At 69.7% G+C, this 25,546-nt stretch carries 25 protein-coding genes; 11 read left to right on the top strand and 14 right to left on the bottom strand.

Features of this window, described 5'->3' with window-relative positions:
- Nucleotides 1–110: 110 nt before the first annotated feature.
- Nucleotides 111–1,559, bottom strand: a complete 1,449-nt coding sequence (locus HMPREF2883_RS06695; RefSeq protein WP_070660032.1) for a purine-cytosine permease family protein — start codon at nt 1,557–1,559, stop codon at nt 111–113.
- A gap of 276 nt (nt 1,560–1,835) precedes the next feature.
- Here HMPREF2883_RS06695 and HMPREF2883_RS06700 point away from each other — a divergent pair, with 276 nt between their 5' ends.
- Nucleotides 1,836–2,024, top strand: a complete 189-nt coding sequence (locus tag HMPREF2883_RS06700) for a CsbD family protein (protein WP_070660035.1) — start codon at nt 1,836–1,838, stop codon at nt 2,022–2,024.
- Nucleotides 2,025–2,098: 74 nt separating this feature from the next.
- Here the strand turns inward: HMPREF2883_RS06700 and HMPREF2883_RS06705 are convergent, their stop codons facing one another.
- The 3 genes from HMPREF2883_RS06705 to HMPREF2883_RS06715 all read right to left on the bottom strand — a co-directional run bounded on the left by HMPREF2883_RS06705 (nt 2,099) and on the right by HMPREF2883_RS06715 (nt 4,850).
- The gene (locus HMPREF2883_RS06705; protein ID WP_070660038.1) at nt 2,099–3,310 is read right to left on the bottom strand and encodes an RCC1 domain-containing protein; all 1,212 of its coding nucleotides are present in this window, start codon (nt 3,308–3,310) and stop codon (nt 2,099–2,101) included.
- A gap of 38 nt (nt 3,311–3,348) precedes the next feature.
- Entirely contained in the window at nt 3,349–4,005 is a 657-nt protein-coding gene (locus HMPREF2883_RS06710) for a peptidase (RefSeq protein WP_070660041.1), read from the bottom strand.
- 167 nt (nt 4,006–4,172) lie between these two features.
- Entirely contained in the window at nt 4,173–4,850 is a 678-nt protein-coding gene (locus HMPREF2883_RS06715; protein WP_070660192.1) for a ferritin-like fold-containing protein, read from the bottom strand.
- 567 nt (nt 4,851–5,417) lie between these two features.
- On the opposite strand from HMPREF2883_RS06715, the gene HMPREF2883_RS06720 reads away from it, so the two are divergent.
- Nucleotides 5,418–7,073, top strand: coding sequence for a DEAD/DEAH box helicase (locus tag HMPREF2883_RS06720; protein ID WP_070660044.1), 1,656 nt, complete (start codon nt 5,418–5,420; stop codon nt 7,071–7,073).
- A 66-nt stretch (nt 7,074–7,139) separates the two neighbouring features.
- Here the strand turns inward: HMPREF2883_RS06720 and HMPREF2883_RS06725 are convergent, their stop codons facing one another.
- The gene (locus HMPREF2883_RS06725; RefSeq protein ID WP_070660047.1) at nt 7,140–7,769 is read right to left on the bottom strand and encodes a MarC family protein; all 630 of its coding nucleotides are present in this window, start codon (nt 7,767–7,769) and stop codon (nt 7,140–7,142) included.
- 57 nt (nt 7,770–7,826) lie between these two features.
- Complete coding sequence (locus HMPREF2883_RS06730) at nt 7,827–8,672, bottom strand: PHP domain-containing protein (RefSeq protein ID WP_070660049.1); 846 nt, start codon at nt 8,670–8,672, stop codon at nt 7,827–7,829.
- A gap of 59 nt (nt 8,673–8,731) precedes the next feature.
- Here HMPREF2883_RS06730 and HMPREF2883_RS06735 point away from each other — a divergent pair, with 59 nt between their 5' ends.
- The 4 genes from HMPREF2883_RS06735 (at nt 8,732) to HMPREF2883_RS06750 (ending at nt 12,955) form a co-directional block, all read left to right on the top strand.
- On the top strand, nt 8,732–9,832 hold the full coding sequence (locus HMPREF2883_RS06735; RefSeq protein WP_070660053.1) for a Gfo/Idh/MocA family protein: 1,101 nt from the start codon (nt 8,732–8,734) through the stop codon (nt 9,830–9,832).
- A 65-nt stretch (nt 9,833–9,897) separates the two neighbouring features.
- On the top strand, nt 9,898–11,550 hold the full coding sequence (locus tag HMPREF2883_RS06740; protein WP_070660056.1) for an aminopeptidase P family protein: 1,653 nt from the start codon (nt 9,898–9,900) through the stop codon (nt 11,548–11,550).
- Between the two features lie 62 nt (nt 11,551–11,612).
- Nucleotides 11,613–11,984, top strand: coding sequence for an ArsR/SmtB family transcription factor (locus HMPREF2883_RS06745; RefSeq protein WP_070660059.1), 372 nt, complete (start codon nt 11,613–11,615; stop codon nt 11,982–11,984).
- The gene (locus tag HMPREF2883_RS06750) at nt 11,981–12,955 is read left to right on the top strand and encodes a cation diffusion facilitator family transporter (RefSeq protein ID WP_070660062.1); all 975 of its coding nucleotides are present in this window, start codon (nt 11,981–11,983) and stop codon (nt 12,953–12,955) included. The genes HMPREF2883_RS06745 and HMPREF2883_RS06750 overlap by 4 nt, the downstream gene beginning before the upstream one ends.
- Before the next feature lie 6 nt (nt 12,956–12,961).
- On the opposite strand, the gene HMPREF2883_RS06755 is transcribed toward HMPREF2883_RS06750, so the two are convergent.
- Nucleotides 12,962–13,810 carry a sugar phosphate isomerase/epimerase family protein gene (locus HMPREF2883_RS06755; protein WP_070660066.1) on the bottom strand — a complete coding sequence of 283 codons (849 nt, stop codon included), beginning with the start codon at nt 13,808–13,810 and terminating at the stop codon, nt 12,962–12,964.
- Between the two features lie 29 nt (nt 13,811–13,839).
- A complete protein-coding gene (locus HMPREF2883_RS06760; protein ID WP_070660069.1) occupies nt 13,840–14,646 on the bottom strand; it encodes a YflT domain-containing protein in 807 nt (268 codons plus the stop codon).
- Between the two features lie 80 nt (nt 14,647–14,726).
- Here HMPREF2883_RS06760 and HMPREF2883_RS06765 point away from each other — a divergent pair, with 80 nt between their 5' ends.
- From HMPREF2883_RS06765 to HMPREF2883_RS06775, 3 genes are all read left to right on the top strand, one after another.
- Entirely contained in the window at nt 14,727–16,019 is a 1,293-nt protein-coding gene (locus HMPREF2883_RS06765; protein ID WP_070660073.1) for a magnesium transporter MgtE N-terminal domain-containing protein, read from the top strand.
- Nucleotides 16,012–16,584 carry a DUF1003 domain-containing protein gene (locus HMPREF2883_RS06770; RefSeq protein WP_070660075.1) on the top strand — a complete coding sequence of 191 codons (573 nt, stop codon included), beginning with the start codon at nt 16,012–16,014 and terminating at the stop codon, nt 16,582–16,584. The genes HMPREF2883_RS06765 and HMPREF2883_RS06770 overlap by 8 nt, the downstream gene beginning before the upstream one ends.
- A gap of 71 nt (nt 16,585–16,655) precedes the next feature.
- A complete protein-coding gene (locus tag HMPREF2883_RS06775) occupies nt 16,656–17,798 on the top strand; it encodes an Mrp/NBP35 family ATP-binding protein (protein ID WP_070660078.1) in 1,143 nt (380 codons plus the stop codon).
- Between the two features lie 30 nt (nt 17,799–17,828).
- On the opposite strand, the gene HMPREF2883_RS06780 is transcribed toward HMPREF2883_RS06775, so the two are convergent.
- On the bottom strand, nt 17,829–18,725 hold the full coding sequence (locus HMPREF2883_RS06780) for a twin-arginine translocase TatA/TatE family subunit (protein WP_070660081.1): 897 nt from the start codon (nt 18,723–18,725) through the stop codon (nt 17,829–17,831).
- Nucleotides 18,726–18,884: 159 nt separating this feature from the next.
- Here HMPREF2883_RS06780 and HMPREF2883_RS06785 point away from each other — a divergent pair, with 159 nt between their 5' ends.
- Nucleotides 18,885–19,520 carry an O-methyltransferase gene (locus HMPREF2883_RS06785; protein WP_070660084.1) on the top strand — a complete coding sequence of 212 codons (636 nt, stop codon included), beginning with the start codon at nt 18,885–18,887 and terminating at the stop codon, nt 19,518–19,520.
- A 139-nt stretch (nt 19,521–19,659) separates the two neighbouring features.
- On the opposite strand, the gene HMPREF2883_RS06790 is transcribed toward HMPREF2883_RS06785, so the two are convergent.
- Both HMPREF2883_RS06790 and HMPREF2883_RS06795 read right to left on the bottom strand, forming a co-directional pair.
- Nucleotides 19,660–19,827, bottom strand: coding sequence for a DUF3117 domain-containing protein (locus HMPREF2883_RS06790; RefSeq protein WP_009396029.1), 168 nt, complete (start codon nt 19,825–19,827; stop codon nt 19,660–19,662).
- A 105-nt stretch (nt 19,828–19,932) separates the two neighbouring features.
- On the bottom strand, nt 19,933–20,688 hold the full coding sequence (locus HMPREF2883_RS06795; protein ID WP_070660085.1) for an LOG family protein: 756 nt from the start codon (nt 20,686–20,688) through the stop codon (nt 19,933–19,935).
- 300 nt (nt 20,689–20,988) lie between these two features.
- Between HMPREF2883_RS06795 and HMPREF2883_RS06800 the strand changes: the two genes are divergently transcribed.
- Nucleotides 20,989–22,728, top strand: coding sequence for a phospho-sugar mutase (locus tag HMPREF2883_RS06800; RefSeq protein WP_070660088.1), 1,740 nt, complete (start codon nt 20,989–20,991; stop codon nt 22,726–22,728).
- Between the two features lie 70 nt (nt 22,729–22,798).
- Here the strand turns inward: HMPREF2883_RS06800 and HMPREF2883_RS06805 are convergent, their stop codons facing one another.
- Genes HMPREF2883_RS06805 through HMPREF2883_RS06815 form a run of 3 tightly spaced genes read right to left on the bottom strand, consistent with a single transcriptional unit; the run spans nt 22,799 to nt 25,541 of the window.
- Complete coding sequence (locus HMPREF2883_RS06805) at nt 22,799–23,689, bottom strand: metal ABC transporter permease (protein WP_070660091.1); 891 nt, start codon at nt 23,687–23,689, stop codon at nt 22,799–22,801.
- Nucleotides 23,686–24,744, bottom strand: coding sequence for a metal ABC transporter permease (locus HMPREF2883_RS06810; protein ID WP_070660094.1), 1,059 nt, complete (start codon nt 24,742–24,744; stop codon nt 23,686–23,688). The genes HMPREF2883_RS06805 and HMPREF2883_RS06810 overlap by 4 nt, the downstream gene beginning before the upstream one ends.
- Nucleotides 24,741–25,541 (bottom strand): metal ABC transporter ATP-binding protein, encoded by an 801-nt coding sequence (locus tag HMPREF2883_RS06815; RefSeq protein WP_070660097.1) that lies wholly within the window; start codon nt 25,539–25,541, stop codon nt 24,741–24,743. The genes HMPREF2883_RS06810 and HMPREF2883_RS06815 overlap by 4 nt, the downstream gene beginning before the upstream one ends.
- Nucleotides 25,542–25,546 lie beyond the last annotated feature (5 nt).

Below are 25,546 nucleotides of genomic sequence, written 5' to 3' on the forward strand. Positions count from 1 at the left end.
CCCTCGCCTCCAGGACCACCAGCCTGCCCCGGCTCCCGCCCGAGCGAGTGCCTCAGAAGTCATAACCCCCACATGTCTCACAAGCGAGGAGACAGTACACGCACGGTCACTCACGACCGGGCCTCCTGACGGGCGACCCGGCCTCGCCCGAGGACAAGGTGCCCGAGCACACCGATGAGCAGAGCGGCCAGCACACCGAGGTTGGCTCCGGCCCAGGCCCCGTCGCGACCCCCGAGAGGCCCGAGCAGGTAGCCCTGCCAGGACAACCAGGAGGCGGCCGAGTTGACGACCAGCCCCCAGCCGACGACGGAACCGGCAGCCACGAGGACGATGGCCTCCCAGTTGACTGAGCCGTAGACGCCGTCGGGTGTGAAGAGGGCCTCCTCGTCGTAGTCGTGCCTGCGCAGAATGACCTCGGCGACCATGACTCCGGCCCAGGCGGCGATGACGACTCCCAGGGTGGTGAGGAACCCCTGGAAGGGGCCGAGGAAGTCATCGGCACCGAAGATGACGGCGATGGTGCCCACGGTCATGATGGTGGCGTCGATGGAGGTGGCCACGTGCCGACGCACGGGCAGGCCGGTCGCCAGGAGCGACAGGCCCGAGGAGTACAGGTCCATGATGATGCCGCCGGCCAGCCCCAGGATGGCGACGATCGCAAAGGGGATGAGGAACCATGTGGGCAGGATCGTGGTCAGGGCGCCGATGGGGTCAGTGTTGATGGCCTGGCCGAGCTCGGCGTCGGAGCCCACCAGGAGGATGCCGAAGAAGACGAGCACCACGCAGGGCAGTGCCGATCCCAGTGTGGTCCAGCCGATGACGCCGGTGGTCGAGGCCTTGCGGGGCAGGTAGCGGGAGTAGTCAGCGGCGGCATTGACCCAACCGAGGCCGAATCCGGTGGCCACCATGACCAGGGCTCCGATGAAGGCCGCGGGACCACCCGACGGCAGGGCCAGAATCCTGTGGATACTGATCTGGGGAGCGACGAGGACGAGGTAGATGATGGTGAGGACACCGGTGGCCCAGGTGATCCAGGTCTGGACCCTCATGATCGCCTCGAAGCCGAGGATGCCTGCGCTGGCGGCCAGACCGACGGTGAGTAGGAAGCCCAAGATCTGGGCACCGACCTGGTTGTGCCAGCCCAGGGCCTGGAACACCGTGGCCGAGGCCAGGGTGGCCGAGACGCACAGGACGGTCTCCCAGCCGACCGTGAGGATCCAGGACAGGGCCGCGGACAGGCGATTGCCGTTGTAGCCGAAGGCCGCTCGGGACAGCGCCAGGGTGGGGGCGCTGCCTCGCTTGCCCAGGACAGCCACGACGCCGCACAGGAGGAAGGAGACGATGACACCGACGCTGCCCGCGACGACCGCCTGCCAGAAGGACAGTCCGAATCCGAGGACCCAGGCGCCCCAGGACAGTCCCAGCACGGAGATGTTGGCCGCGAACCAGGGCATGAAGAGATCGCTCGGCCGTCCCTTGCGATCGGATTCGGAGATGACGTCAAGACCGGCGTTCTCGACGCGGGTGGCGGCGGGAACGTCCGCAGATGCACTGCTCATGGGCGATCGACCTCGGTGTCGGTATCAGGAGGCTGTATCAGGAGGCTCTCGAACGAGAGGTGTCTGAAGTCTATGGGCATTGAGATGCGGAGAACGACGTCGGAGAGACGAGACGAGCCACCGCACCCTCAGCGACATAGGATATGTCACACGTTTTAGGCGATCTCCATAGCAACTCTCACTGGATACCGGGCGTCGTCTCAGATGTACACATGTATAGTCGAGCCATCCTCCACGTCTCCACGCCACGGAGACTCACCATGGAAAGGAGCTCTCATGAGCGACAACGGAACCGTTGACAGGATCGCCGGCAAGGCCAAGGAGGCCGCGGGCAAGGTCACTGGCAACAAGGAGACCGAGACCGAGGGCAAGCTCCAGCAGGCCGAAGGCAAGATCAAGGAGGTCGCCGAGGACGCCAAGGACGCCATCAAGGGCGCAGTCAACCACCTCAAGGGCGACAAGTAAGCATTGTCGCGACATACGCCGAGCGCCCAGCCTCCTGAAGGAGACTGGGCGCTGTTGCGTTGTCGGCACCGGCGTCAGCTGTTCGCGGGGATCAGGGTCGGCGCCACGTTGACCACGCCCTGCGAGGGGTCGGCCTGCCCCCAGGAGTTGTTCCCCCAGGTCCAGGTCCCCTTGTCGACAGTGGCCCACGTGTCGTAGCCGGAAGTGCCGATCTGGGTGGCCCCGTTGATCTTGTCCACCTGCACCAACCCTGACGGGGTGTCGGAGACAGTGCCGTTGACCTGCCCGTAGCGGTTGGAGCCGAAGCACCAGACTGTGCCTTTGGCGAGCGCGCAGGTGTGCTCGTAACCGGAGACGAGCGCGGTGGGAGCGGCCGGCAGCTTGCCGACCTCCACGGCCTGGTTGACCAGCGCCTCATTAGTCTTCTTACCGAGCTGGCCGACCTCGTTGGCGCCCCAGGCGTAGACCTTGCCCGAGTCGTCCACGGCCACGGCGAAGCCCTTGCCCACGCTCAGCGCCGAGACCTTGACCTTCTCCAGTCCCGGCACCGCCGTCGGCGAGACACGTGCGCCCTGGGTGTTGGCCTGGGCGTCGGCGCCCCAGCAGGAGACTCCAGTGCCGCCGGAGGAGCAGACGAAGGAACCGCTGCCGGCGCGCAGGGTTGCGGGTTTGGTGGCAGCAGGGGCCGCCGCAGCGGAGGGTGAGGGAGCCGCCGCATTCTTGCCGGGCCACAGCCAGTGCCCTCCCAGAGCACCCCCGACCAGTCCGAGAGCGAGCACACTGACCGCCACGACCGGGAGGACCCACCCGCGACGTGGAGCGTCGCTCGGGTGCTGGGAGACGTCGCTCTGCGGCGCCTCCATCTCGGTCACCGTGGGCAGCGGTTGAAGCCTGTAGCCCTGTGGCTGAGGCTGCGTCGGCGTCGCCATCTGCGGCTGGGGCGGCGCGACCTCAGCCGGCTGCTGAGCAGGCTGAGTCGACTGAGCCGCCCCGTAGTCCACGGTGTCTCCACGAGCACCGTCGCCTCTGAATACGCCGTCAAAGGCCACGGGATCTGCAGGCGCCCCGTACAAGGACGCGGGGTCCTGAACGGGCACCTGCTGCTGAGCAGGCGGGTACCCGGCAGGCTGCTGAGGGGAATATCCGGCAGATGCTGCGATCTGTTCGAGCTGCGCACGCTGCTCGGGCGTCCAGGCGTGCCCGGTGACAAGGGCCTCCCGAGCACGCTCAGGACTGCCGCCGATGAACCACAGCACCCTGTCCCCGTCGAGCATCCGGTCATCCATGGGCCAGACCTCTCCTCAACGTCAAGGACCGATGTGTGTCAGTAGGTCAGCCTACGGCGCGCCATGAGCATGGCGGCACCTGCCGCGCCGGTGCCCAGCACCACCCAAGCGGCGGTCGTCCCCGCACCGGTCTGGGCCAGGGTGGAGCGACCTGAGGTGGCGGTACCCTGTTGACCAGAAGCAGCCTGCTCGCGGGGAGCGGCGGCCTGCTCACCGGGGGCATCCGCGGAGCCCCGGGGGGCACTCTCCTCGGCGGCCGCAGGGGCGTCACCCTCAGAGGACCGCTCGGGAGCCGGAGCCTGCTGCTGCTCGGGAGCGGCCTGGGAACCGGCAGGATCGCCCTGCTGCTGGTCGCCCTGGTTCTGCTGAGGCTGCTCAGCCGGCGCCTCCGGCTTGTTCTCCTGCTGCGCCGCGGCGTTGTTGGCACCCGGAGCCTGGGGAGCGGCCTTGCCCGCATCCTCCGTGGGGGCGGGAGCAGGCGCGGGGGCGGGGGTGGGAGCCGGCTTGTCACCTTCAGGGTTAGGGGCGGCCGGGGAGGGGGTGTCGGGCTGGGGAGCGTCAGCCTTCGCGTCACTGGCCTGCGCCGTCGCCTGCCCGGCGGCGGGAGCCGAGTCCGTGTCAGCAGCGGCCGCACCGACCGGGACGACAGACAGGGCAACGGCCGCGGACGCGGCCATCCATACGCTTCGCTTCATGGGAACTCCTTGAGGACTTGAGAGCCATGGCTCTTACGTCGGGTGATGAGGATGTGGATGCGGCCACCTTACCCACCGCAGCCCTGGTCTTGTCACGCTACCGACACGGGCACTACTCCACTGTTAGACACTTCACATCACCGCCGCGTGGGGGTGGTGGGAGGTGGTCAGACCCTCAGGCCCAACCCTCTCATACGGGAGACCGCTCCCTGGGACAGTACTGAGTGGAGCTGCTCCTGAGCCATCTGGCCGAGAAGCTCGGGGAACTGCCCCAGGAGCCTCTGGAAGGTTCCGATCTCCTCACCGATGACGCGCCGGCCCCACAGCCCCAGCCGGGCGGCCAGCTGCGGGTCTGCCGCGATGACCTCCTCCAGCTCGGCAACGGCGTACGTACCGATCGGATCCTGGCTGAGCTCGTGGACGAGTCCGCTGCGCAGGGGATCGTCCAGGGACTCGCTCAGCGCCATCCCGAAGTCGATGAGCAGCCCGAAGGTGATGTAGGTCTTGAGCAGGCGCTCGGCCCAGTCCAGTGGCCGCAGCCGCTCGTCGAAGTCACCCAGGACGTCGGTGAAGCGCTCGGCCGCCCCCAGGGCGTCGATGCCGTGGGTCGAGGCCAGCTCCACGACCCGGTCGAAGGAGGCGACCTCCCAGGCGCTCATGCGCAGCAGGTCGACCCGGGCCGTCATCTGCGGAGCCCGGTCGGCATCCTTGGCGTAGCGGGTGCAGGCCGCTGTCCGGGAGATCGCGACGACGCCGACGACGGACAGCTCGTGAGGACCGACCTGCATCGGGGTGAAGGCGCTGGGCTGAGGTGACGGAGTCGGCATCTGGGACATGGCCACCATCGTAACCAGCCCGCCCTCGCCGAGCAGCCTTGCCGTCGCGCCCGCATCAGCCGCCACTGCAGCCGCCACTGGGAGAAGACGTGATTTTCAATTGTGAGTCGATGAATCATCAAAGGTGAGGCAGGTATTACCCGAATGAGACTCGTTAACATACTCAGACATCTTTCATTCTTGACCACAAGCCCCCTGACGACGCCCCTCGTCATCTATTTTCAATGAACTGCCAGAAAGGCTTTACTTGAGGATCACACCAGACAGGCACAGCAGCAGATTCGCCCCGCACTGATTCACCACATGCACCCCCTCCGCCTCCGCCTGATCTCCCCCACACCCGTCGTGACATCACCCACACTCAAGCCGCCAACGTGACGCCAGGCGACGCGAATATGCTGGAAAGCCGCTACGCTGACGGCGTCCACGGTTGCCCGGTCGTCAGATGGACTCAGATATGACTCGCGATCGGCTGCCACATCCGACGGCGCCAACGCCCACGCAGCGCACCCCACTGTGCGCGCGAGCAACAGCCGCGCCGGACCGGTTCAACCTGATCAGAAGACAAGGAACCTCGTGAGCAACGAGCAGCACGGGGCCGACGCCGTCGAGCCCGACCACAACTCCACAGACGACCAGACCACCATCGAGGATGCCGACGCCACTGCCGCCACGTCCGGGATCATCGAGACGGCCGGCGCCCACGCCCCCGTCCTGGACGAAGCCACTCCCGACATCACCGACGAGGGTGCCCAGACCGACCTGAGCCGCAAGACCTTCGCCGACTTCGGTGTCGAGCCGGAGATCTGCGAAGCCCTGGACGCCAAGGGCATCACCCACCCCTTCCCCATCCAGGCCCTCACCCTGCCGGTGGCCCTGGAGGGGCAGGACATCATCGGTCAGGCCAAGACCGGCACCGGCAAGACCCTGGGTTTCGGCATCCCCCTGCTCATGGACACTCTGGGCCCCGGGGAGGAGGGCTGGGACGAGGATCCCGCCTCCGGCAGCCCCCAGGCCCTGGTCATCCTGCCCACCCGTGAGCTGGCCAAGCAGGTCGCCGAGGAGCTGTCCACGGCTGCCGCCAAACGCACCGTGCGCATCGTCCAGGTCTACGGCGGGCGCGCCTACGAGCCCCAGATCGAGGACCTCGAGCGCGGGGCCGAGGTCGTCGTGGGGACGCCCGGCCGCCTCATCGACCTCATGGAGCGCGGCGTGCTGGACCTGGCTCACGTGACCACCGTCGTCCTGGACGAGGCCGACGAGATGCTGGACCTGGGCTTCCTGCCCGACGTGGAGAAGATCCTGGCCCGCACCCGCGCCGACCGGCACACGATGCTCTTCAGCGCCACCATGCCCGGGGCCGTGGTCGGCCTGGCGCGCCGCTACATGACCCGCCCCACCCACATCCGCGCCCAGGACCCGGGCGACGAGGGCATGACTGTCCAGACGGTCCAGCAGGTCGTCTACCGAACTCACTCGATGAACAAGGTGGAGGTCGTCTCCCGGATCCTCCAGGCCGAAGGACGTGGACGCACCATCATCTTCGCGCGCACCAAGCGCACGGCGGCCCGGGTGGCCGATGACCTGCGCGCCCGCGGCTTCGCCACCGCGGCCCTGCACGGCGACCTCGGCCAGGGGGCCCGCGAGCAGGCCCTGCGCGCCTTCCGCCACAACAAGGTGGACGTCCTGGTGGCCACCGACGTGGCCGCCCGCGGCATCGACGTCGACGACGTCACCCACGTCATCAACTACCAGTGCCCCGAGGACGAGAAGATCTACGTCCACCGCATCGGGCGCACCGGCCGCGCCGGTAACTCCGGCACGGCGGTCACCTTCGTGGACTGGGACGACGTGCCGCGCTGGCGGATCATCGCCAAGGCCCTGGGCCTGCCCATCGAGGAGCCAGTGGAGACCTACCACACCAGTAAGCACCTGTTCTCCGACCTGTCGATCCCGGAGAAGGTCACCGGCCGCCTGCCCCGCCACAAGCGCATCCTGGAGGGGCTGGACGCTGAGGAGATCGAGGACCTGGGTGAGACCGGCAGGCACGGACGCAAGCAGTCCGGCCGGAAGGGCGGGCGCTCGGAGCGCGGCCGGGGCCGCGGCGGCAGGGACGCCAAGCGCGGCGAGCGTTCCCGGCGCTCCGCCGACGGCGAGGCCAAGCCCCGGCGCAAGCGCACCCGTAAGCGCACTCGCGGCGGCCGTCCCATTGACAGGACCGTCGGCGAGTAGGGCGGCATAGAGCGGCTGAGACACACGTGGGTCTCAGCCGCTGTCCGACTCCGGGGCGGACCGGGGTCAGAGGCGGGTCTCCAGGAAGGCGAAGACGCCGTCGGCCATGATCTGGACGGCGATGGCTGCCAGGAGCAGTCCCATGACCCGGGTGAGGATCCGGATGCCGGAGGTGCCCAGCACCCGGTTGAGCCCCAGGGAGAAGCGCAGCGAGGCCCAGATGGCGACATGCGTGCCGATGATCGCGGCCGTCACGGAGACCCATCCGGCTACCCCACCTCCGGTGGTGTCCACGGCGACCATCGCCGCGACGATGGCGCCGGGCCCGGCCAGCAGCGGCGTGCCCAGAGGAACGAGAGCGGCGTTGGCAGTGACGGCCTCAGGGTCAGGGCTCTCATCGACCTTGTCGGTCAGCAGCTCCAGGGCCACCAGGAGCAGGAGCAGACCTCCGGCCACCTGGAGAGAGGGCACCGAGATCCCCAGGAACTTCAGGATGTAGCGCCCGAAGACCGCGAAGAGCACGATGACGGCGAAGGAGACGACCGTGGCCTGGCGTGCGGAGGCGGCGCGCTCAGTGGGCGTCTGCCGCGAGGTCAGGGACAGGAAGATCGGGATGGCGCCCAGGGGGTCCTGAATGACCAGGAGCGTCGTGAAGGTCGTGGCGAAGACCGTGGTGTCGAAGGCGGACTGCAACATGGGGGTGTTTCTATCACCGCCGCTCGGCGGGAGTCGGGTACCGGGGCCGGTCGGCCCTCAGGGGCGGACGAGGTCGAGGGCACCCTCATCGAGGATCCGTTCCAGCAGCTCGGGCGGCATGAGGTTCTCCCCCAGGCGGTTGGGCTTGCCGGTGCCGTGGTAGTCCGAGGCCCCCGACAGCCCCAGCCCCAGGCGCTGGGCCAGGAGGCGAACCTGCTCGCGCTGCTCGGGGCCCTGGTCGCGGTGGTTCATCTCCAGGGCCGCCAGGCCGGCCTCGGCCATCTGGGCGAAGGTCTCATCGGGCACGAGGCGGCGCTGGCGCGAGGAGGCGCGCGGGTGGGCCGCCACCGGGACTCCGCCGGCGGCGCGCACCAGGCGGCAGGCCTCCACCGGGTCCAGCGCCCAGTGATGGACGTAGTAGGGCGAGGAGGTGGCCAGCGGCCCGGCGAAGGCGGCGTTGCGATCGGGGAAGGAGCCGGCCGCAACCAGGGCGTCGGCAATGTGGGGACGGCCGATCGTGTGGGAGTCGGCGCACTGGGACAGGACATCCTCCCAGGTGATCGGGAAGTCCTCGCTGAGGCGTTCGACCATCCGCTGCGCCCGGCTGTCGCGCGAGCGGCGGGCGCGGGCGAAGGCGGCCTCCAGTCCGGCGTCGTCGGCCCGGTGCAGGTAGGACAGCAGGTGGAGGGTGACCCCGTCCGCGGCGCAGGAGATCTCGGTGCCGCGCAGCAGGGCGACGCCGGTGTCCGGGACGGCCCGGGCCGCCTCCTCCCATCCGGCCGTCGTGTCGTGGTCGGTCAGCCCGACGACGTCGAGGCCGGCCGCGGCCGCCTTCTCCATGAGTTCGGCGGGCGAGTCGGTGCCGTCGGAGCAGGCCGAGTGGGTGTGGGGGTCGATGCGCACCGTGACAGTGTAGGTAAAGTGTAGGTAGGAGCATCGGGAGGCGTGGAAGACTGGACGACATGAGTGAGCCGAGCCGTACGACGGATACTGCGCCTCCCACACGCCTTCCCGACGACGCCCCGGTCCGCTTCGGGGTGATCGGGGCCGGTTTCATCGCCCGGTGGTTCGCCGAGGCAGTCGTCTGTGAGCCGGGTGCACAGATCGTGGCCGTTACCTCCACCCACCGCGAGCGCGCCGCCGCCTTCGCCGCCGAGCACGGGATCGCGCATGCCTATGCCTCGCTTGAGGAGATGCTCGCCGCCCACGGCCCGGGCTCGCAGGCCCCGATCGACGTCGTCCACGTGGGCTCTCCCAACTCCTTGCACGCACAGCACGCGATCGCGGCCCTGGAGGCCGGTTTCCACGTCCTGGTGGAGAAGCCCTTCGCCCTGACACGCTCGCAGGCCGAGGCGATGGTGGAGGCAGCGCGGGCAGCCGACCGTTTCCTCATGGAGGGGTGGCTGTCCGCCTTCGAGCCCGGGGTGGCTCGGCTGCGTGAGCACCTGCCGCGGCTGGGGCGGCTGCATCGGGTAGTGCTGTCCAAGGAGCAGTTCTCCTCGCGGATGGAGGTCTACCGCTCCGGTGGTCTGCCGCCGGCCTTCGATCCGGCACTGGGTGGTGGCTCCCTCATGGACCTGGGCACCTACCCGGTCAGCCTGGCCATCCACCTCTTCGGTGAGCCGGACCGGGTGACGGCCACCGGGACGCTGCTGGAGTGCGGTGTGGACGCACGGGGCACGGTGGTCCTGTCCTACGACTTCGGTGAGCACGCCGGGCTGGAGGTCGTCTGCCTGCACTCCAAGACCTCCCCGGGGACACAGTCGAGCTTCGCCGGGGACCATGACGTGCTGAGCATTGATGACTGCCAGTGGCCCAGACGCATCGAGCTGCGCGGCCCGGCGGCGGAAACGGGCGCGAGGGAGGATCTGTCGGTCGAGCGCGGCGTCCAGGTGCCCGGCCACCAGCTCGCCTACGAGCTGGCCGAGGTGTGCCGCCTGGTACGTGCCGGCGCGCGCGAGTCCGATCTGCACCCGCTGAGCCGCTCCGTGGCGGCGGTCGGGGTCCTGCAGGAGGCCCGCCGCCAGGTGGGGGTGCGTTTCCCGGCCGACGAGCAGGACTGAGCCGTTCCAGTGTCCCTGGGCCCCGCCCAGCACCGGCAGGGGCTCGACAGTGGGATGATGCCCCTATGGCATCGACTTCTCCCGCAGACACCCACCCGTCCGACGAGGCCCCCGCCTCCTCGCAGGAGGCCCCCCAGTCCTTGGCGGCGCGAGGCTCCAACCGGTCCCGCCAGCCCGACAACCAGGCCTTCCGCGACTTCATCGGCTCGGGGTGGGGCCCTCGCCCCGAGGGCCTGCCCGCCCGCAGCGAGGCGGCCCCCTGGGCGGCGGCCCGGCGTGAGGCCCTCGGAAGGCTCTTCCCCGGTGAGCGTCTGGTGCTGCCCGCCGGCGCGCTCAAGGTGCGCAACAACGACTGCGACTACCGGTTCAGGCCCCACAGCGCCTTCGCCCACCTGGCCGGCACCGGCACGGACTTCGAGCCGGACGCCGTGCTCGTCCTGGACCCCCTGACCGCGCCGGGTCAGGACGCGGGCTCCCCGGGCCACGCCGCCGACTCCGCCGACTCCGCCGACTCCGACAACGCCGACGGCGCCGCCCCGACGCATGAGGCGGTCCTCTACTTCCGGCCCCGGGCCTCACGCTCCAGCCAGGAGTTCTACGGCGACCCCCGGTACGGCGAGCTGTGGGTAGGCGTGCGGCCCTCTCTGGAGGAGGTCGAGGCATCCACCGGCATGCGCTGCGCCCACATCGACTCCCTGCCCGACGCACTGGCCAAGGACGCCGGCCCCGACGCGGTCCGGCTGCGCGTCGTCGCCGAGGCCGATGAGTCCGTCACCGCCCTGGTGACCTCCACACGGGAGAAGGTCGGGCTGCAGACCGGCCAGGGAGCCGCGGAGGTGGACGCCGGTCTGGCCGAGGCCACCAGCGAGCTGCGCCTGATCAAGGACCCCTGGGAGATCGATCAGCTGCGTGCCGCCGTCGCCGCCACCAAGGCCGGTTTCGACGACCTCATCCGCTCCATTCCCCGTGCCCGCGGCCACTGGCGCGGTGAGCGGGTCCTGGAGGGGGCCTTCGGGGCCAAGGCCCGTGAGGAGGGCAACGGCCTGGGCTATGACACGATCGCGGCGGCCGGCAACCACGCCAACACCCTGCACTGGATCAACAACGACGGCGCCGTTGAGCCCGGCCAGCTGGTCCTGGTGGACGCCGGCGTCGAGGTCGACTCCCTCTACACCGCCGACGTCACTCGCACGATCCCGGTCGATGGTCGCTTCACCGAGGCTCAGCGCCGGATCTATCAGGCGGTTCTCGACGCCGCCGACGCCGCCTTCGCCCGTGCGGGCACGCCGGGCTGCCGCTTCAAGGACGTCCACACCGCCGCCATGGAGGTGATCGCCGCCCGCCTGGAGGAGTGGGGGATGCTGCCCGAGGGCGTGAGCGCCGCCGACTCCCTGGCCCCCGAGGGCCAGTACCACCGGCGCTGGATGGTGCACGGCACCAGCCACCACCTGGGTCTGGACGTCCACGACTGCGCCCAGGCGCGCCGCGAGATGTACATGGAGGCCGAGCTCAGGCCGGGCATGTGCTTCACCATCGAGCCGGGGCTGTACTTCCGCCAGGACGACCTGCTGGTGCCCGCCGAGATGCGCGGCACGGGCGTGCGTATCGAGGACGACGTCGTCGTGCGCGAGGACGGCAGCGTGGAGCGCCTCACCCAGGACGTGCCCCGCACTGTGGAGGAGGTCGAGGCCTGGGTCAGTGGGCTCATTGCCGGCTGACTGCCGACTGACTGCTGGTCACCCCCTTGCCCCTCATCGTCACTCGCAGATAGCATCGGCGTATGACGATGAAACATGGGCTGCTGCCCGAGGACCGACCCCAGGACCACGGCGCCGTGCGCGAGGCCTCCACCGTGGCCTCCCTGCTTGACGTCCTGGGGGACGCCACCCGCCTGGCGATCCTGCGTCACCTCCACGGTGGCGAGCACCGGGTGGTGGAGCTGACCGAGCACCTGGGCCTGGCCCAGTCGACCGTCTCCCAGCACCTGGCGATCCTGCGCAGCGCCGGTCTCATCTCCAGCCACTCCCACGGGCGGGCCAACGTCAGCCGGATCGAGAACCCCGAGGCGATCGAGCAGGTCCTGGCCGCGGCCGAGTCCCTGGCCGCCACCATCTGCGCGGACGGAGCGATCCGGAGCAAGGAGCCACAGTGAGCACCCCAGTCGGCCACAAGCCCCACGACCATTCCCCCAACCGCTCCCACGGTCACTCGCACAACCATGGCGCCGGGGCCTCGCGCGGGCGGCTCCTGGTCGCCCTGTGCCTGTCGGCCACCGTCCTGGTGGCAGAGATCATCACTGCTCTTCTCACCGGCTCACTGGCACTGCTGGCCGACGCCGGGCACATGCTCACCGACGTCGCCGGCCTGGCCATGGCCCTGACGGCCGCACACCTGTCCGCGCGTCCGGCCACGGACCGCTCCACCTGGGGCATGCGCCGCGCCGAGGTCATCGGGGCCGCGCTCCAGGCGGGCATGCTCGCCGTCGTCGGGCTCTTCGTGGCCTTCAAGGCGGTTCACAACCTGCTGGTGGCCCCGCAGGTCGAGGCCTCCGGCATGCTCGTCATGGGGGTCATCGGCCTGGCCGCCAACGTCATCGCGCTGCTGGTCCTCTCCGGCGGCCGGGGGCATGACGGACACGACGAGAACCTCAACATGAGGGCCGCTCTCCTGGAGGTCCTCAATGACGCCCTGGGATCGGTGGGCGTCATCATCGCCGCCGCCGTCGTGGCCCGCACCGGCTGGACCCGGGCCGACGCCGTGGCCTCCCTGCTCATCGCCGTCCTCATCCTGCCCCGGGCGGTGACGCTGCTGCGCTCGGCCCTGACGGTCCTCATGGACTTCACCCCCCGGGAGCTGGACCTGGCGCAGGTGCGCTCGCACATGCTCGGCATCGACCACGTCGAGGAGGTCCACGACCTGCACGCGTGGACCGTCGCCTCGGGCATGCCGGTGCTGACCGCGCACGTCGTCGTGCGCGACGAGTGCCTGCGCGACGGTCACACCGAGGAGATCCTCGACCGGCTCCAGCGCTGCGTGGCCGAGCACTTCCCGGTCAGAATCCAGCACGCGACCCTCCAGCTCGAGCCCGTCTCGCACCTGGAGCACGAGACCGCCTACTGCTAGGCCGGGTCAGGTACGGCGGTAGCGTTTGCGGGTCGGCTCGGGAATGTGGGCCGGTTCCCCGCCCTCCAGGTACTCGCGGGCGAAGGCCAGAGCGCTGGCGAGGCCCTCGAGGCGCTGGGCGGCCGTCATGGACCGGGTGGTCACCTCGACGACGACCTGTCCCCCACCAGCCTCGAAACCGGTGGCCACCAGGTGCTTGAGGACCCCGGCGCAGTCCTGGTTGCCCTGCCCGGGCAGCAGGTGGTCGTCCAGGGGCCCGGGCACACCGTCGGTCAGGTGCAGGTGACGCAGCGTGGGCCCCAGCGCACGGGCCATGGCCAGGGCGTCGGAGCCGGAGGTGGCGGCGTGGGAGATGTCCAGCGTCACCGACTTGTAGCCCTGCCCCACCGGGTCCCAGGTGGGCGAGTAGGCCTGGAAGTCGCGCGTGGAGTGGGCGTGGCGGGGCCGCCAGGTGAACATGTTCTCCACCGCCAGGTGGATGCCCGTGGTCGCCTCGCGCTGCGCGACCCCGGCGATGAAGGAGCGCGCGTAACGGGTCTGCCAGAAGAAGGGCGGGTGCAGCACCACCGTGGGCGCCTCGAGGTAGTGGGCCAGCTCAATGGAGCGGTCCACCTTGTCCCACGGATCGGCGCCGAAGACCCCGCGGGTCACCAGCAGCGTGGGGGCGTGGACGGCCAGCACCGGCTGGTCGAACTTCTCCACCAGGGCCGCCAGCCGGGTGGCGTCCTGGGACGCCTTCTCACTCCAGACCATGATCTCGACACCGTCGTAGCCCAGTTCCCGGGCGATGGCGAAGGTGTCTGGAACACTGCCGGGAACCACGCAGGCGGTCGACAGCCCCACCGGAATGCTCATTGTCGCGCTCCCTCGTCCCTCAGCACCGGTCAGCCCTCGTTACCGGAGCCGGTCTCATCGCCGGTCTCCTGCGACGACTCCGAGGCCCCCGGCTCCTTGCGATCCCCCGATCGCGAGGGGCGCAGGAAGGGGTCGTAGTCCTCGGCAGCGGCCGGGGCACCGGAGGCGCGGCCGGCCAAGGCGGTGGAGGTCCGCTCAGGAGCGTCGCTGCCGGGCTGCGGCAGTCGCACCCCGAAGCGGGGCTGCTCGTCGGGGCGCGATCCGAAGGCGGTGGGCCCGGGAGCCTCCTGCCGTGCCCGACGCCGCTCCTGGGAGCGCCGCAGCGCCCCTCCCCCGCGTGCAAGGTTGCCCGGGACATCGGCCAGGGCCTGGCTGGCCTCGTGAATCTCACGGGCGGCGATGATCGAGTAGCGCGAGGCCACGACCTGGCTGATGGAGGTGAAGTCGCGCCGCCCTCGGGTCAGGGCGTAGCTGAAGAGCTGGAAGACGATGCCCCACAGCACCCCCAGCAGGACGCAGGCCCAGAAGTTGAGCCTGGGACCGCTGCTGCCGGCCATCGACATGATGATGCCGAAGAACATCCCGATCCACAGGCCGTTCATGGCCCCCGACATCGCTGCGCGTCCCCAGCTCATGCGTCCGGTGATGCGCTCGACCTGACGCAGGTCGGTGCCGATGATCGCCAGGTGCTGAACCGGGAAGCCCTGGTCCGACAGGGCATCCACCGCCCTCTGCGCCTCGGGGTAGGTCGCGAAGGAGGCCACTTCCTCCCCCTGGGGCATGACACCACCACTGGACGAGGTCAGGGAGGACAACGGGCTCGGATTGGCGTTCATGGGGGCTATCGTCGCACGCGCGGGCACACGGTACGGGCCCATCGGCCGGCAATCACGCCTCAGGCGCATAGGCTTGGCTTGTGGAGAACACCAGGACACACACGGCCACCAGGGTTTTTGTGGCCCGCCTCATCGGCACCTCTGTCTTCGACCCCTTGGGCGATGCGGTGGGCAAGGTCCATGACGTCGTCGTCCTGCTGCAGATGCGTGGAGAGCCCAGGGCCGTCGGCTTCGTCATCGACGTCTCCAGCCGGCGTCGCGTCTTCCTGCCCCTGTCGCGGATCACCGCGATCAAGCCCGGAGCCGTCATCACCACCGGTCTGATGAACATCCGCCGCTTCACCCAGCGCCATGTGGAGACCCTGGTCGTCGGCGAGCTGCTGGACCGGGTGGTCACCATGCGCGACGGCTCGGGGACCGTCACCGTGCGGGACGTGGCCATCGAGCGCGACCGCGGCATGGACTGGAAGGTGACCCGCCTGTTCGTCCAGCGGGCCTCCTCGGGTCCCCTGGGCCTGCGCCGCGGGGAGACCTTCACGGTACGCCCCGATGAGGTCAGCGGCCTGGCCGACAGCGCCGACAAGCAGGGCGCCACCGCGTTGCTGGCCACCCTGGAGGACCTCAAGCCCGCCGACCTGGCCGACGTCATGCGCGACCTGCCCCAGGACAGCCAGATGCGCGTGGCCGCCGAGCTGGCCGACGAGCGCCTGGCCGACGTCCTGGAGGAGCTTGGCAACGAGGACGCCGTCGCCCTCCTGTCCCGCCTGGAGGCCGGTCGCGCCGCCGACGTCCTGGACGTCATGCAGCCCGACGACGCCGCCGACCTGGTCGCCGACCTCCCCCAGCTCAAGGCCACTGAGCTGCTGGGCCTCATGGAGCCCGAGGAGGCCGAGGACGTGCGCCGCCTCATGGCCTACGACGACTACACCGCCGGCGGCCTGATGACCACCGAGCCGATCATCCTGCCCCCCGAGTCGACCGTGGCGACCTTTCTGGCCCAGTCCCGCAAGGCAGAGGTTCCTCCCGCCCTGGCCGCCGTCGGCTTCGTGTGCCGCCCGCCCCTGGAGTCCCCCACCGGCAAGTTCGTGGGCATGATCCACTTCCAGAGGGCCCTGCGCGAGCGTCCTCAGCGCTTGGTCGGCTCCATCGTGGACACCGACGTCGACTCCGTGCGCCCCGAGGACTCCATCGGTACCGTCACCCGTCTGCTGGCCACCTACAACCTGACGGCCCTGCCGGTCCTCGATGACGCCGGGCGCCTGCTGGGTGCTGTCAGTGTCGACGACGTCCTGGACCACCTCATGCCCGACGACTGGCGCGTGGCCGACGAGGCCGTCACCGACGAGACGATCGAGAGGGGAGCCAATGCCTGACCAGCTCGACCAGCCCTTGCCCGACAGCCGCCTGCGGTGGCTGCGCAGGACGCATCCGACCCACGCCTCGCGCTCCGACGGCTTCGGCCGCTTCGCCGAGGCCACCGCCCGCTTCATGGGCTCACCCCAGTTCGTGCTCTACATGTCGATCTTCGTCGCTGTGTGGATCGTGGCGAACCTCGTCCTGGTCAAGATGCAGCGGGCCTGGGACCCCTACCCCTTCATCCTGCTCAACCTGGCCTTCTCCACCCAGGCCTCCTACTCGGCCCCCCTCATCATGCTGGCCCAGAACCGGCAGGACGACCGCGACCGCGTCACCGCCGAGCAGGACCGCCAGCGCGCCCAGCGCAACCTGGAGGACACCGAGTTCCTCACCCGGGAGATCGCCGCCCTGCGCCTGGCCATGAACGACGTCGCCACCCGCGACTTCGTGCGCAGCGAACTGCGTGACATGCTCAGCGAGATTCTCGCTGAGGAGCGCCTCACCCGTGAGGAGATCGCCGAGTTCCAGGACAGCGGCGACGACGAGCCCGACGCCGCACCGGGGCAGCGCACCGCCCACTGAGAGCCTCTCCCGCCCCCCACGTGGGGCTCGCCACCTGTCGTGGCACTCCGGGGCGCCCCTAGGATGGACCCATGACGCAACCGACTCATGACGCCGTCATGGAGGCGCTGGCCAGGGTCATCGACCCCGAGCTGCACCGCCCCATCACCGACCTGGGAATGGTTTCCTCCGTTGACATCGCCGAGGACGGCGTTGTCAGTGTCGAGGTGCTCCTGACCGTGGCCGGGTGTCCCCTGAAGGACACGATCACCGCTGACACCCGTCGCGAGGTCAGCACCGTCGAGGGCGTCACCGAGGTCCAGGTGAGCCTGGGCGTCATGAACGACGAGCAGAAGGCCGAGCTGCGGCGTCGCCTGCGCGGAGGGGCCGCCGAGCCGGTGATTCCCTTCACCCAGCCGGGCAACCTCACCCGCATCTACGCCGTCACCTCCGGCAAGGGTGGGGTCGGCAAGTCCTCGGTGACCGCGAACCTCGCCGCCGCCATGGCCGCCCAGGGCCTGAGCGTGGGCGTGGTCGACGCCGATATCTACGGCTTCTCCATTCCCCGCATGCTGGGGGTGGACCGGGTGCCCACCCAGCTCGACGGCATGATCGTGCCGCCCGTGGCCCACGGGGTGAAGGTCATCTCCATCGGCATGTTCGTGGAGGACAAGCAGCCGGTCGTCTGGCGCGGCCCCATGCTGCACCGCGCCGTCCAGCAGTTCCTCTCTGACGTGTTCTGGGGCGACCTGGACGTCCTGCTGCTGGACCTGCCGCCCGGCACCGGCGACGTGACGATCTCCGTGGCCCAGCTGCTGCCGGGCGCCGAGATCCTCGTGGTCACCACCCCGCAGACGGCCGCCGCCGAGGTGGCCGAGCGCACCGGCCTCATCGCCGCCCAGACACACCAAAAGGTGGTGGGCGTCATCGAGAACATGTCCTACATGCCCCAGCCCGACGGCTCACGCCTGGAGATCTTCGGCTCCGGCGGGGGCAAGATCGTCAGCGCCTCCCTGAGCGAGACCCTCGGCTACGAGGTGCCGCTGCTGGCCCAGCTGCCGCTGGACATCCGCCTGCGTGAGGGGTCCGACACCGGCCTGCCGGCCACCGTGGCCGAGGACGGCAAGCCGGCCGCCGACGCCCCCGCTGCCCTGGGGCTGTCCGCCGTGGCCCAGCGCCTGACGCACCGCTCCCGCGGCCTGGCCGGCAAGAGCCTGGGGGTCACCCCGGCCTGACGCCGGCCCCGCGCGTCCCTCTGGCCGAGGTCAGAAGTCGACGGCGATACGCGCGGCCTCGGCGCGAGTGCGGGCGGCGGCGTTGGCGGCGCGCACGATGTCGCGCGGGGACAAGGGCCGCACGCGGGTGCGGGTGTCATCGCCCGCCGCGGTGGAGTCCTCTGCCTCCTCACCGCAGGCAGCGGTCTGCGGCTCGACCAGGCTTGCCGGGACCTCCACCGGCTCCGACTCAGCCGACTGGTCGTCCTCCTCGGTCGCCTCCGACTGCTCGGCGGCGTCGCTCTCCTGGGACCGCTCGCCCTCGGTCGCCTTCGGCACGGTCTCATCAGACCCGTCAGCCGACTCGGACACGGCCTCGGCGTCGCCCGCCTGCTGAAGCACTCCCCGCGGTGGGGTGGAGACTGCCTGCTGCTCAGCGCTCTGCAGGCGCTCTGCGTTCTCGGCCCCCTCAGTGCTGCTCTCGGAGCTCGTGGGGCTCTCGCTGTTGTCAGCATTGTCGGCGTCGTTCTCGGCCAGCCGCTCCTCGCGCTTGGCCTCGATCTGCTTGCTCAGCGACGTGGCCCGATCCTGCTTGACCACGTCGTTGACGGCCTGAGCGGCGTCGTCGGAGATCTCCTTGACGGCTGAGCCGACGGAGCGGAAGGGGTGGGCGAGGTCCTCGCGAATGGCGTCAATGTCCTCTCCCAGGGCGTCGCGCACGATCTTGCGAGGGTCGTACTGGCGCGGGTCGAGGCTGGACAGGTCCAGGTCGGCCATCTCGGGGCCGACCTCCTCGGCGATCTGGCTGCGCGCGTTGTCCAGGAACACCCTGAGCTGACGTACCATCTGCGTGAGCTTGCGGGTGTACTCGGGCAAGCGCTGCGGCCCCACCACGATCACCGCCACCAGGATGATGACGAGGAACTCAGATCCGTTGATGCCGAACACGCCGCTCAGTATAGGGAGTCCTGACCGCCCCGGTCCGCCTCGGTTCGCCTACCGGCGGACTCACCCGAGCGAGCGCCCTTCCGCCTATCGGGCCGAACACCTGGAACAATGTGGCTTGATGGGTGCGCCTGGCACCCCGCAGCAGAAGAAAGGCTCACAGTGAGTGCGGACAAGACGCTGAGCTGGTCCTACACGGAGGACTTCACCGCGGAGGACGAGGCCACCGCCCAGGCCCGCATACGCGGGCTCGAGCTCGGCATCACCCCGGTGTCCTCGGGGGCCGGAGCGGCGCTGCGGATGCTGGCCGCCTCAGTGGGGGCCAAGTCCGTGGCCGAGGTCGGCACCGGCACCGGAGTCTCGGGCCTGTGGCTGCTAGGCGGCATGGGGACCGACGGGGTCCTCACCACGATCGACGTCGAGCCCGAGCTCCAGCGCGAGGCCCGCCGCGCCTTTGACGGAGCCGGCTACCCCTCCTCGCGCACCCGCATCATCCAGGGACGGGCCTCGGACGTCATGCCCCGGATGGCGGCCCGCTCCTACGACATGGTGGTGCTCGACGTCGCCCCGGAAGAGGCCATCCTCCTGGCCTCCAACGCCCTGCGGATGCTGCGCCCCGGCGGGGTCCTGGCCGTCACCCGCGCCCTGTGGAACGACCACGTGGCCGACCCGGCCCGCCGCGACGTCACCACTGTGGCAGCCCGTGAGCTCGGTAAGGCGCTGCGCGCCTCCCGGGCCCTGCTGACCACACTGCTGCCCGTTGGGGACGGCCTGCTCGTCTCCGTGCGTCAGACCTGACCGCCAGCGGGGCGGAACGAGGAAGAGGGTCGGACCCGCATGGGGTCCGACCCTCTTTCGTGAGGTTGGGTGACTCGGCCACCGGCTACTCGGCCCCGAGGACCGAGTGGTACCGGCTGCCCCGGGGTGCCTGGATCGCTCAGATCTTGGCGTTGGCCAGAGCCTCTCCGAGTGCCTTGACCTCATCAGCCGTGATCTCGAGGACGAGTCGACCACCGCCCTCAAGCGGAACCCGCATGATGATGGCGCGGCCTTCCTTGACGACTTCGAGGGGGCCGTCTCCGGTCCGGGGCTTCATGGCAGCCATGTGCTCACCTTTCGTCAGTGCTGCGCGGGCACATCGCCGCGCGACCTGTCATATTCTACGACATTCAAGGTGCGACGTTCGATGATGGGTCCGCCATGACACGATTCACGCACCCGCCCGGCCATCACGCAGTCGGCGGGCCGCACTGACCACATAGTCCACGGCGGCCTTGGCGTCGTCGGCAACATGTAGCAGGTCGGGGTCAGCCGAAGAGATCATGCCGCGCGCGACCATCGTGGTGCGCAGCCACTCCAGCAGCCCGCCCCAGTAGCCGCTGTCCACCAGGACGATGGGGAAGGAGGAGATCTTCTGCGTCTGGACCAGGGTGAGGGCCTCGAAGAGCTCGTCGAGGGTCCCCATTCCGCCGGGCATGACGACGAATCCGTCGGAGTACTTGACGAACATGGTCTTGCGGGCGAAGAAGTAGCGGAAGTTGACCCCGAGATCGACGTACTCGTTCATGCCCTGCTCATGGGGCAGCTCAATGCCCAGTCCCACCGAGGTTCCACCGGCCTCGTGGCACCCGCGGTTGGCGGCCTCCATCATGCCGGGGCCGCCTCCGGTGATGACGGCGTAGCCGGCGCGCGCCAGCCCGGCGCCGACCTCCATGGCCACGCGGTAGGTGGGGTCCTCGGGCTTGCTGCGGGCCGAGCCGAAGACGCTGATGGCCGCCCCCAGCTCCGCCAGCGCCCCGAAGCCCTCGACGAACTCCGCCTGGATGCGCATGACCCGCCACGGGTCGGCGTGGAGCCAGTCGGCGTCGGCGTCACTGCTCAGCAGGCGTGCGTCGGTAGTCTGGGTGGGGATCTGGGTGCCGCGCAGCACCACTGGTCCCTTGCGGTAGGACTCGCGTGTACTCATGGCGCCATGATCCCTTAATCCTGGCCAGGCGGCGACGTGTTCGACGCTCAGGAGCCAAGGACACATGGGAGACAAAAGTCCCAGACATTCGCTCCCGCCACCCACTTCCTTCTCGACATCAACACACCTCTCAGGACTCTCAAAACAACCTCGAATTATACCGTCAATTTAATTCAAGAAATCTTATCTTTAGGTATGTTCCGTCATTCTGGTGACTGAATTCTCCTTGTGTTTGGAAACACCAGTGAGGAGCGTCATTGTGAGCGTTTCCAGAAGTTCTGGCGCGGTACCGTCACGGATATGACCCGAGGCCCTGAAGATGTGTACGACGACGTTGCCGTGGACGCGTGGATCCAGGACGATCCGGATCCCGTCACTCGCGCCGAGCTCACTGAGCTCCTGAGCGCCGCCCGCTCTCATGGCGAGCAGGCCCAGGCGGCTCGCAGGGCACTCAGTGATGCCTTCAGCGGCACCCTCGCCTTCGGCACGGCCGGCTTGCGCGGCCGCCTGGGCGGCGGCCCCAACCGGATGAACCGGGTCGTCGTCATCCGCGCCGCAGCAGGCCTGTCCGCGTACCTCAAGGACCGTCTCGGTGAGGGCTTCAGCGTGGTCATCGGCTACGACGCCCGCCACAACTCTGAGCAGTTCGCCCGCGATACGGCCGCGGTCGTCACCGGCGCGGGCGGGCGGGCCATTCTCTTCGAGTCGCACTGCCCCACCCCGGTGCTCGCCTTCGCGCTGCGGCGCCTGGAGGCCGACGCCGGCGTCATGGTCACGGCCTCGCACAACCCGCCGCAGGACAACGGCTACAAGGTCTACCTGGGCGGGCGGGCCGTCACCGACTCGGGGCAGGGAGCCCAGATCGTTCCCCCCTATGACAGCCAGATCGCTGCGGCGATCGACGCCGTCGGCCCGGTGTCCTCCGTACCCCGCCCGCAGTCGGGCTGGGAGACGGTCGACCCGCAGATCCGGGAGGAGTACATCGAGCGGGCCGCTCAGGCGGCCCGGATGACGGCCCCCGCCCCGGTGAGGATCGTGCTGACGGCGATGCACGGCGTGGGTGGGGCCACCTGCCGGGAGGTGCTCGCGCGAGCCGGGTTCACCGACGTCGTCGAGGTGGCCGAGCAGTTCGAGCCGGATCCGGACTTCCCGACGGTCGCCTTCCCCAACCCGGAGGAGCCCGGGGCGCTGGACCTGGCGCTGGATAAGGCCCGGCAGGTCGATGCGGACCTGGTGATCGCCAACGATCCCGACGCTGATCGTTGCTCGGCGGCGATCCCGGATGAGGACGCTCCCGGTGGCTGGCGTCAGCTGACAGGCGATGAGGTCGGCGCGCTCCTGGGGGAGCAGGCCGCCGAGCTGGCCGCTTTCGCCGGCAACGGGGTCCTGGCCTGCTCCGTGGTCTCCTCCCGCCTGCTGCGCCGGATCGCCCAGTCCCACGGCTTGGGCTTCCGCCGCACCCTGACGGGTTTCAAGTGGATCAGTCGGGAGCCGGGCCTGGTCTTCGGCTATGAGGAGGCACTGGGGTACTGCGTCGATCCCGCCGCGGTGCGGGACAAGGACGGTATCTCCGCCTCGGTGCGGTTGGCGGTGCTGACCTCCGTGCTCAAGCAGCAGGGCCGGACCTTGCAGGATCTGCTCAACCGGCTCGCACGCGAGCACGGGCTGCACGCCACGAGCCCATTGAGCATGCGGGTCGAGGACCTCGACATCATTACCAGCACCATGGAGCGCCTGCGTTCGGGCGGAGCACCGGCCAAGCTTGCCGGCTCCCCGGTCACCACGACGGTGGATCTGCTCGACGGCGTCTCGGACGGTAACGGCGGCACCCTGCCCCCCACGAACGGGCTGGTGTGGGTGACGGCCTCGGATGATCGGGTGGTCGTGCGCCCCTCGGGGACAGAGCCCAAGCTCAAGTGCTACTGCGAGGTGATTCTGCCGACGAATGGCACTCCGGTGGCGCAGGTGCGCAAGGCGGCCGCTGAGCGCCTGGAGGCCATCAAGGCCGACCTGCGCGGCGTCCTGGGGATCGCCGTCTGAGAGCCGGCCTCGGCCCTGCCGCGAGCCTCGCTCCGGCGTCGCTGGGAGCACCCGCACGGGATCGGCGGGCTCAGCCCCGGCGTAGCAGCGGCACTCGCACCCAGACTCCGCTCATCACGGACCAGTGGACCAGGGCCGAGACCAGGTAGACCACTCCGGAGGTCACCGCGATGACCCCACCGGCGGACAGGTTCAGCTGCACCGCGATCAGCAGCCCGGCCAGGGCCGAGGCCGCCCCCAGAACCGGGGCACCGATCAGCAGCTGGCGCATGGTGCGCGTCCACGGCGCCAGAGCGGCCGCGGGCGCGGCAATGAGCGCGATGGGCAGAATCGTGCCGACGGCGGGAACGAGCATCACGATGGTCAGGGTGATCATGACCATGACGGTCCCCTCGGCCCAGGCGGGGTTCAGCCCGCTGGCGCGGTACCCCAGCGGGTCGAAGCTGTAGAAGGTGAGGAACCGCCCGCCTACTAGGAGCACGAGGATCGTCATCGCCAGGACGACTCCGACGGCGATGACATCGACGCGGTTGACGTTGAGCACGGATCCGGCCAGGAAGGAGTCCACCTTGATCGGCAACGGGGCGAACCACTTGTTGAGGAAGTAGCCCAGGGCGAATCCGAAGGTGAGGACGACGCCGGCTGCCGACTGGGAGGAGATCCCGGGAACCTGGGAGAGGCGCCGCATGAGCCAGATCATTGGCAGGCACATGAAGGCGGCTCCCACCAGAACCAGCGTGGACAGGAGGGTGAAGTCGGCGCGCTGGCCGAGGACCGCCCGCGAGAACCAGGCAGCAGCGACCACACCGACGATCGCTCCGGGGAAGGTCGCGTGGGTGAGTGACTCGGTGAAGAAGATCCGGCGATGGACCAGTGCGAGCGCGCCCACGAGCCCGGCCAGCAGTCCCATGAGAACGACCTCGATGATGGGCAGCAGGAGGATGTCGAACCCGATCCTCATACTCGGCTCCTCTCGGCCACCGGGGTCACGCCGCTCGCCGAGTCCTCCGCTCCCCCGGCGCGATCAGTGGTGGCCTCCGCACCCGCCGTCGTCGAGGCCGCCGCAACCGTGACCGGCTGCGCCGAGTGATCGCGGTGGCGGATCCTGTCCAGCCGTTCGCGCACGGTGGAGACGCCGACGGCGAGCAGGAGGATCCCGGTCATCACCAGGGCCACGGTGGCCTGCGGGGAGATCGGCTTGTCGAGGGTCTCGGGCAGGACCATGAGCAGCATCCCGAGGTATCCGCCGCCCACACCGACGGCAATGGCGACAACGACCATGGTGCGCACCCGGGAGGCGAGGACGCGCGCCGTCGCGCCGGGGATGACGAGGTAGCCGATGACCAGGAGGATGCCCACCGCAGTCGAGGCGGAGACGACCGCGGCCGCGATGGCGGTGTTGAGGACCAGGTCGAGTGCGAGGATCCTCAGCCCGGAGGCGCGGGCACCGGTGCGGTCGAAGGCGTAGGCGACCTGCTCCTTCCAGGTCGCCGCAATGAGCAGCAGCGCGACGGCGCACACGATGAGCGCCTGGGCCAGGCGCGCATCGGTGACCTCCAGGAGGCGGCCGAACATGAGGGCCTCGAGCTGGCCGGACATGTCGCCCTTGGCCAGGGACAGGATGAGCCCGATGGAGAAGAAGCTGGTGAGGACGACGGCGGTGCCGGCCTCGGAGGCCTCACCCCGACGCGAGCGGTGGGAGACGATGGTCAGGACCAGGGCCGCGGCGACGGCGACGACGGAAGCCGCCGGGATGATCGCGTCGATCCCCCAGTAGACGGCGCCGGCGACGATTCCGGGGAAGACGGCGTGCACCATGGCCTCGGCACTGAACTCGGCGCTGCGCAGGTTGACGATGACGCCGATGACGCCGGCGACGACGCCCAGAAGCACCACCATCACCAGGGGGCGGAAGAGGAAGGGGAACTGAGCCAGCTCCGTGAGCCCGGGGACGTTGACGGCCGCCAGGCGCAGCTGCTCGAGGGCCTGGCTGAAGAGCGTCATCGCGTCACTCATGACCGCTCCTGCGTGTCCACGCCGGAGCGCAGCCCCAGCAGCCGGGTGGTGCCGTGGCCGCCGTAGGCCTCATCGATGTAGCGGGCCACGAGCACGTCGTCGCGCGGCCCGAAGGCGATCTGACGTCCAGCCAGGAGGGCCGCCTGCTCGCAGGTCTCCTGGGCCAGGACGAGGTCGTGGGTGGAGATGATCAGGGAGATGCCCTGGTCCTTGAGGTCGGTGATGATGGACAGCAGGGCCTCGCGGTTGGGCTGGTCCAGGCCGTTGAAGGGCTCGTCGAGGAGGATGAGGCGGGGCCGGGCGGCCACGCAGCGTGCCACGAGGACGCGTTGCTGCTGGCCGCCGGACAGGGTGCCGAAGCGCCTGTCGGCGCGGTCGGCCAGGCCGACGCTCTCCAGGGCATCCAGAGCCCGACGACGGGTCTGAGCTCCGGGGCGCCGCAGGATGCCGAGTTGGGAGTACGTGCCCATCTGGACCACCTCCCGCACGGTAACGGGAAAGGTGGGATCGAGGTCGCTGATCTGGGGCACGTATCCGACGGACCCTCGCGGCGCGCGCCCCGGCGCCGCCCCGTTGACCCGCACCCTCCCGGCACTGATGGTCACCATGCCGAGCAGGGCCCGCATAAGCGTCGTCTTGCCCGAACCGTTGGGGCCGACGAGGGCGAGGGCCTGCCCGGCCGGAACCCGGCCGTTGACACCGGTGAGTACCGTCGAAGCGCCGTAGGAGAAGGAGGCGTCCTCCAGGGTGACGACCGACTCGGCCGCGGCGGGTGCGGAATCGTGGGGGTCTGTCATGTGGT

It is taken from the genome of Actinomyces sp. HMSC075C01 (genome assembly GCF_001812965.1).
Taxonomy (GTDB): Bacteria; Actinomycetota; Actinomycetes; order Actinomycetales; family Actinomycetaceae; genus Actinomyces; species Actinomyces acetigenes.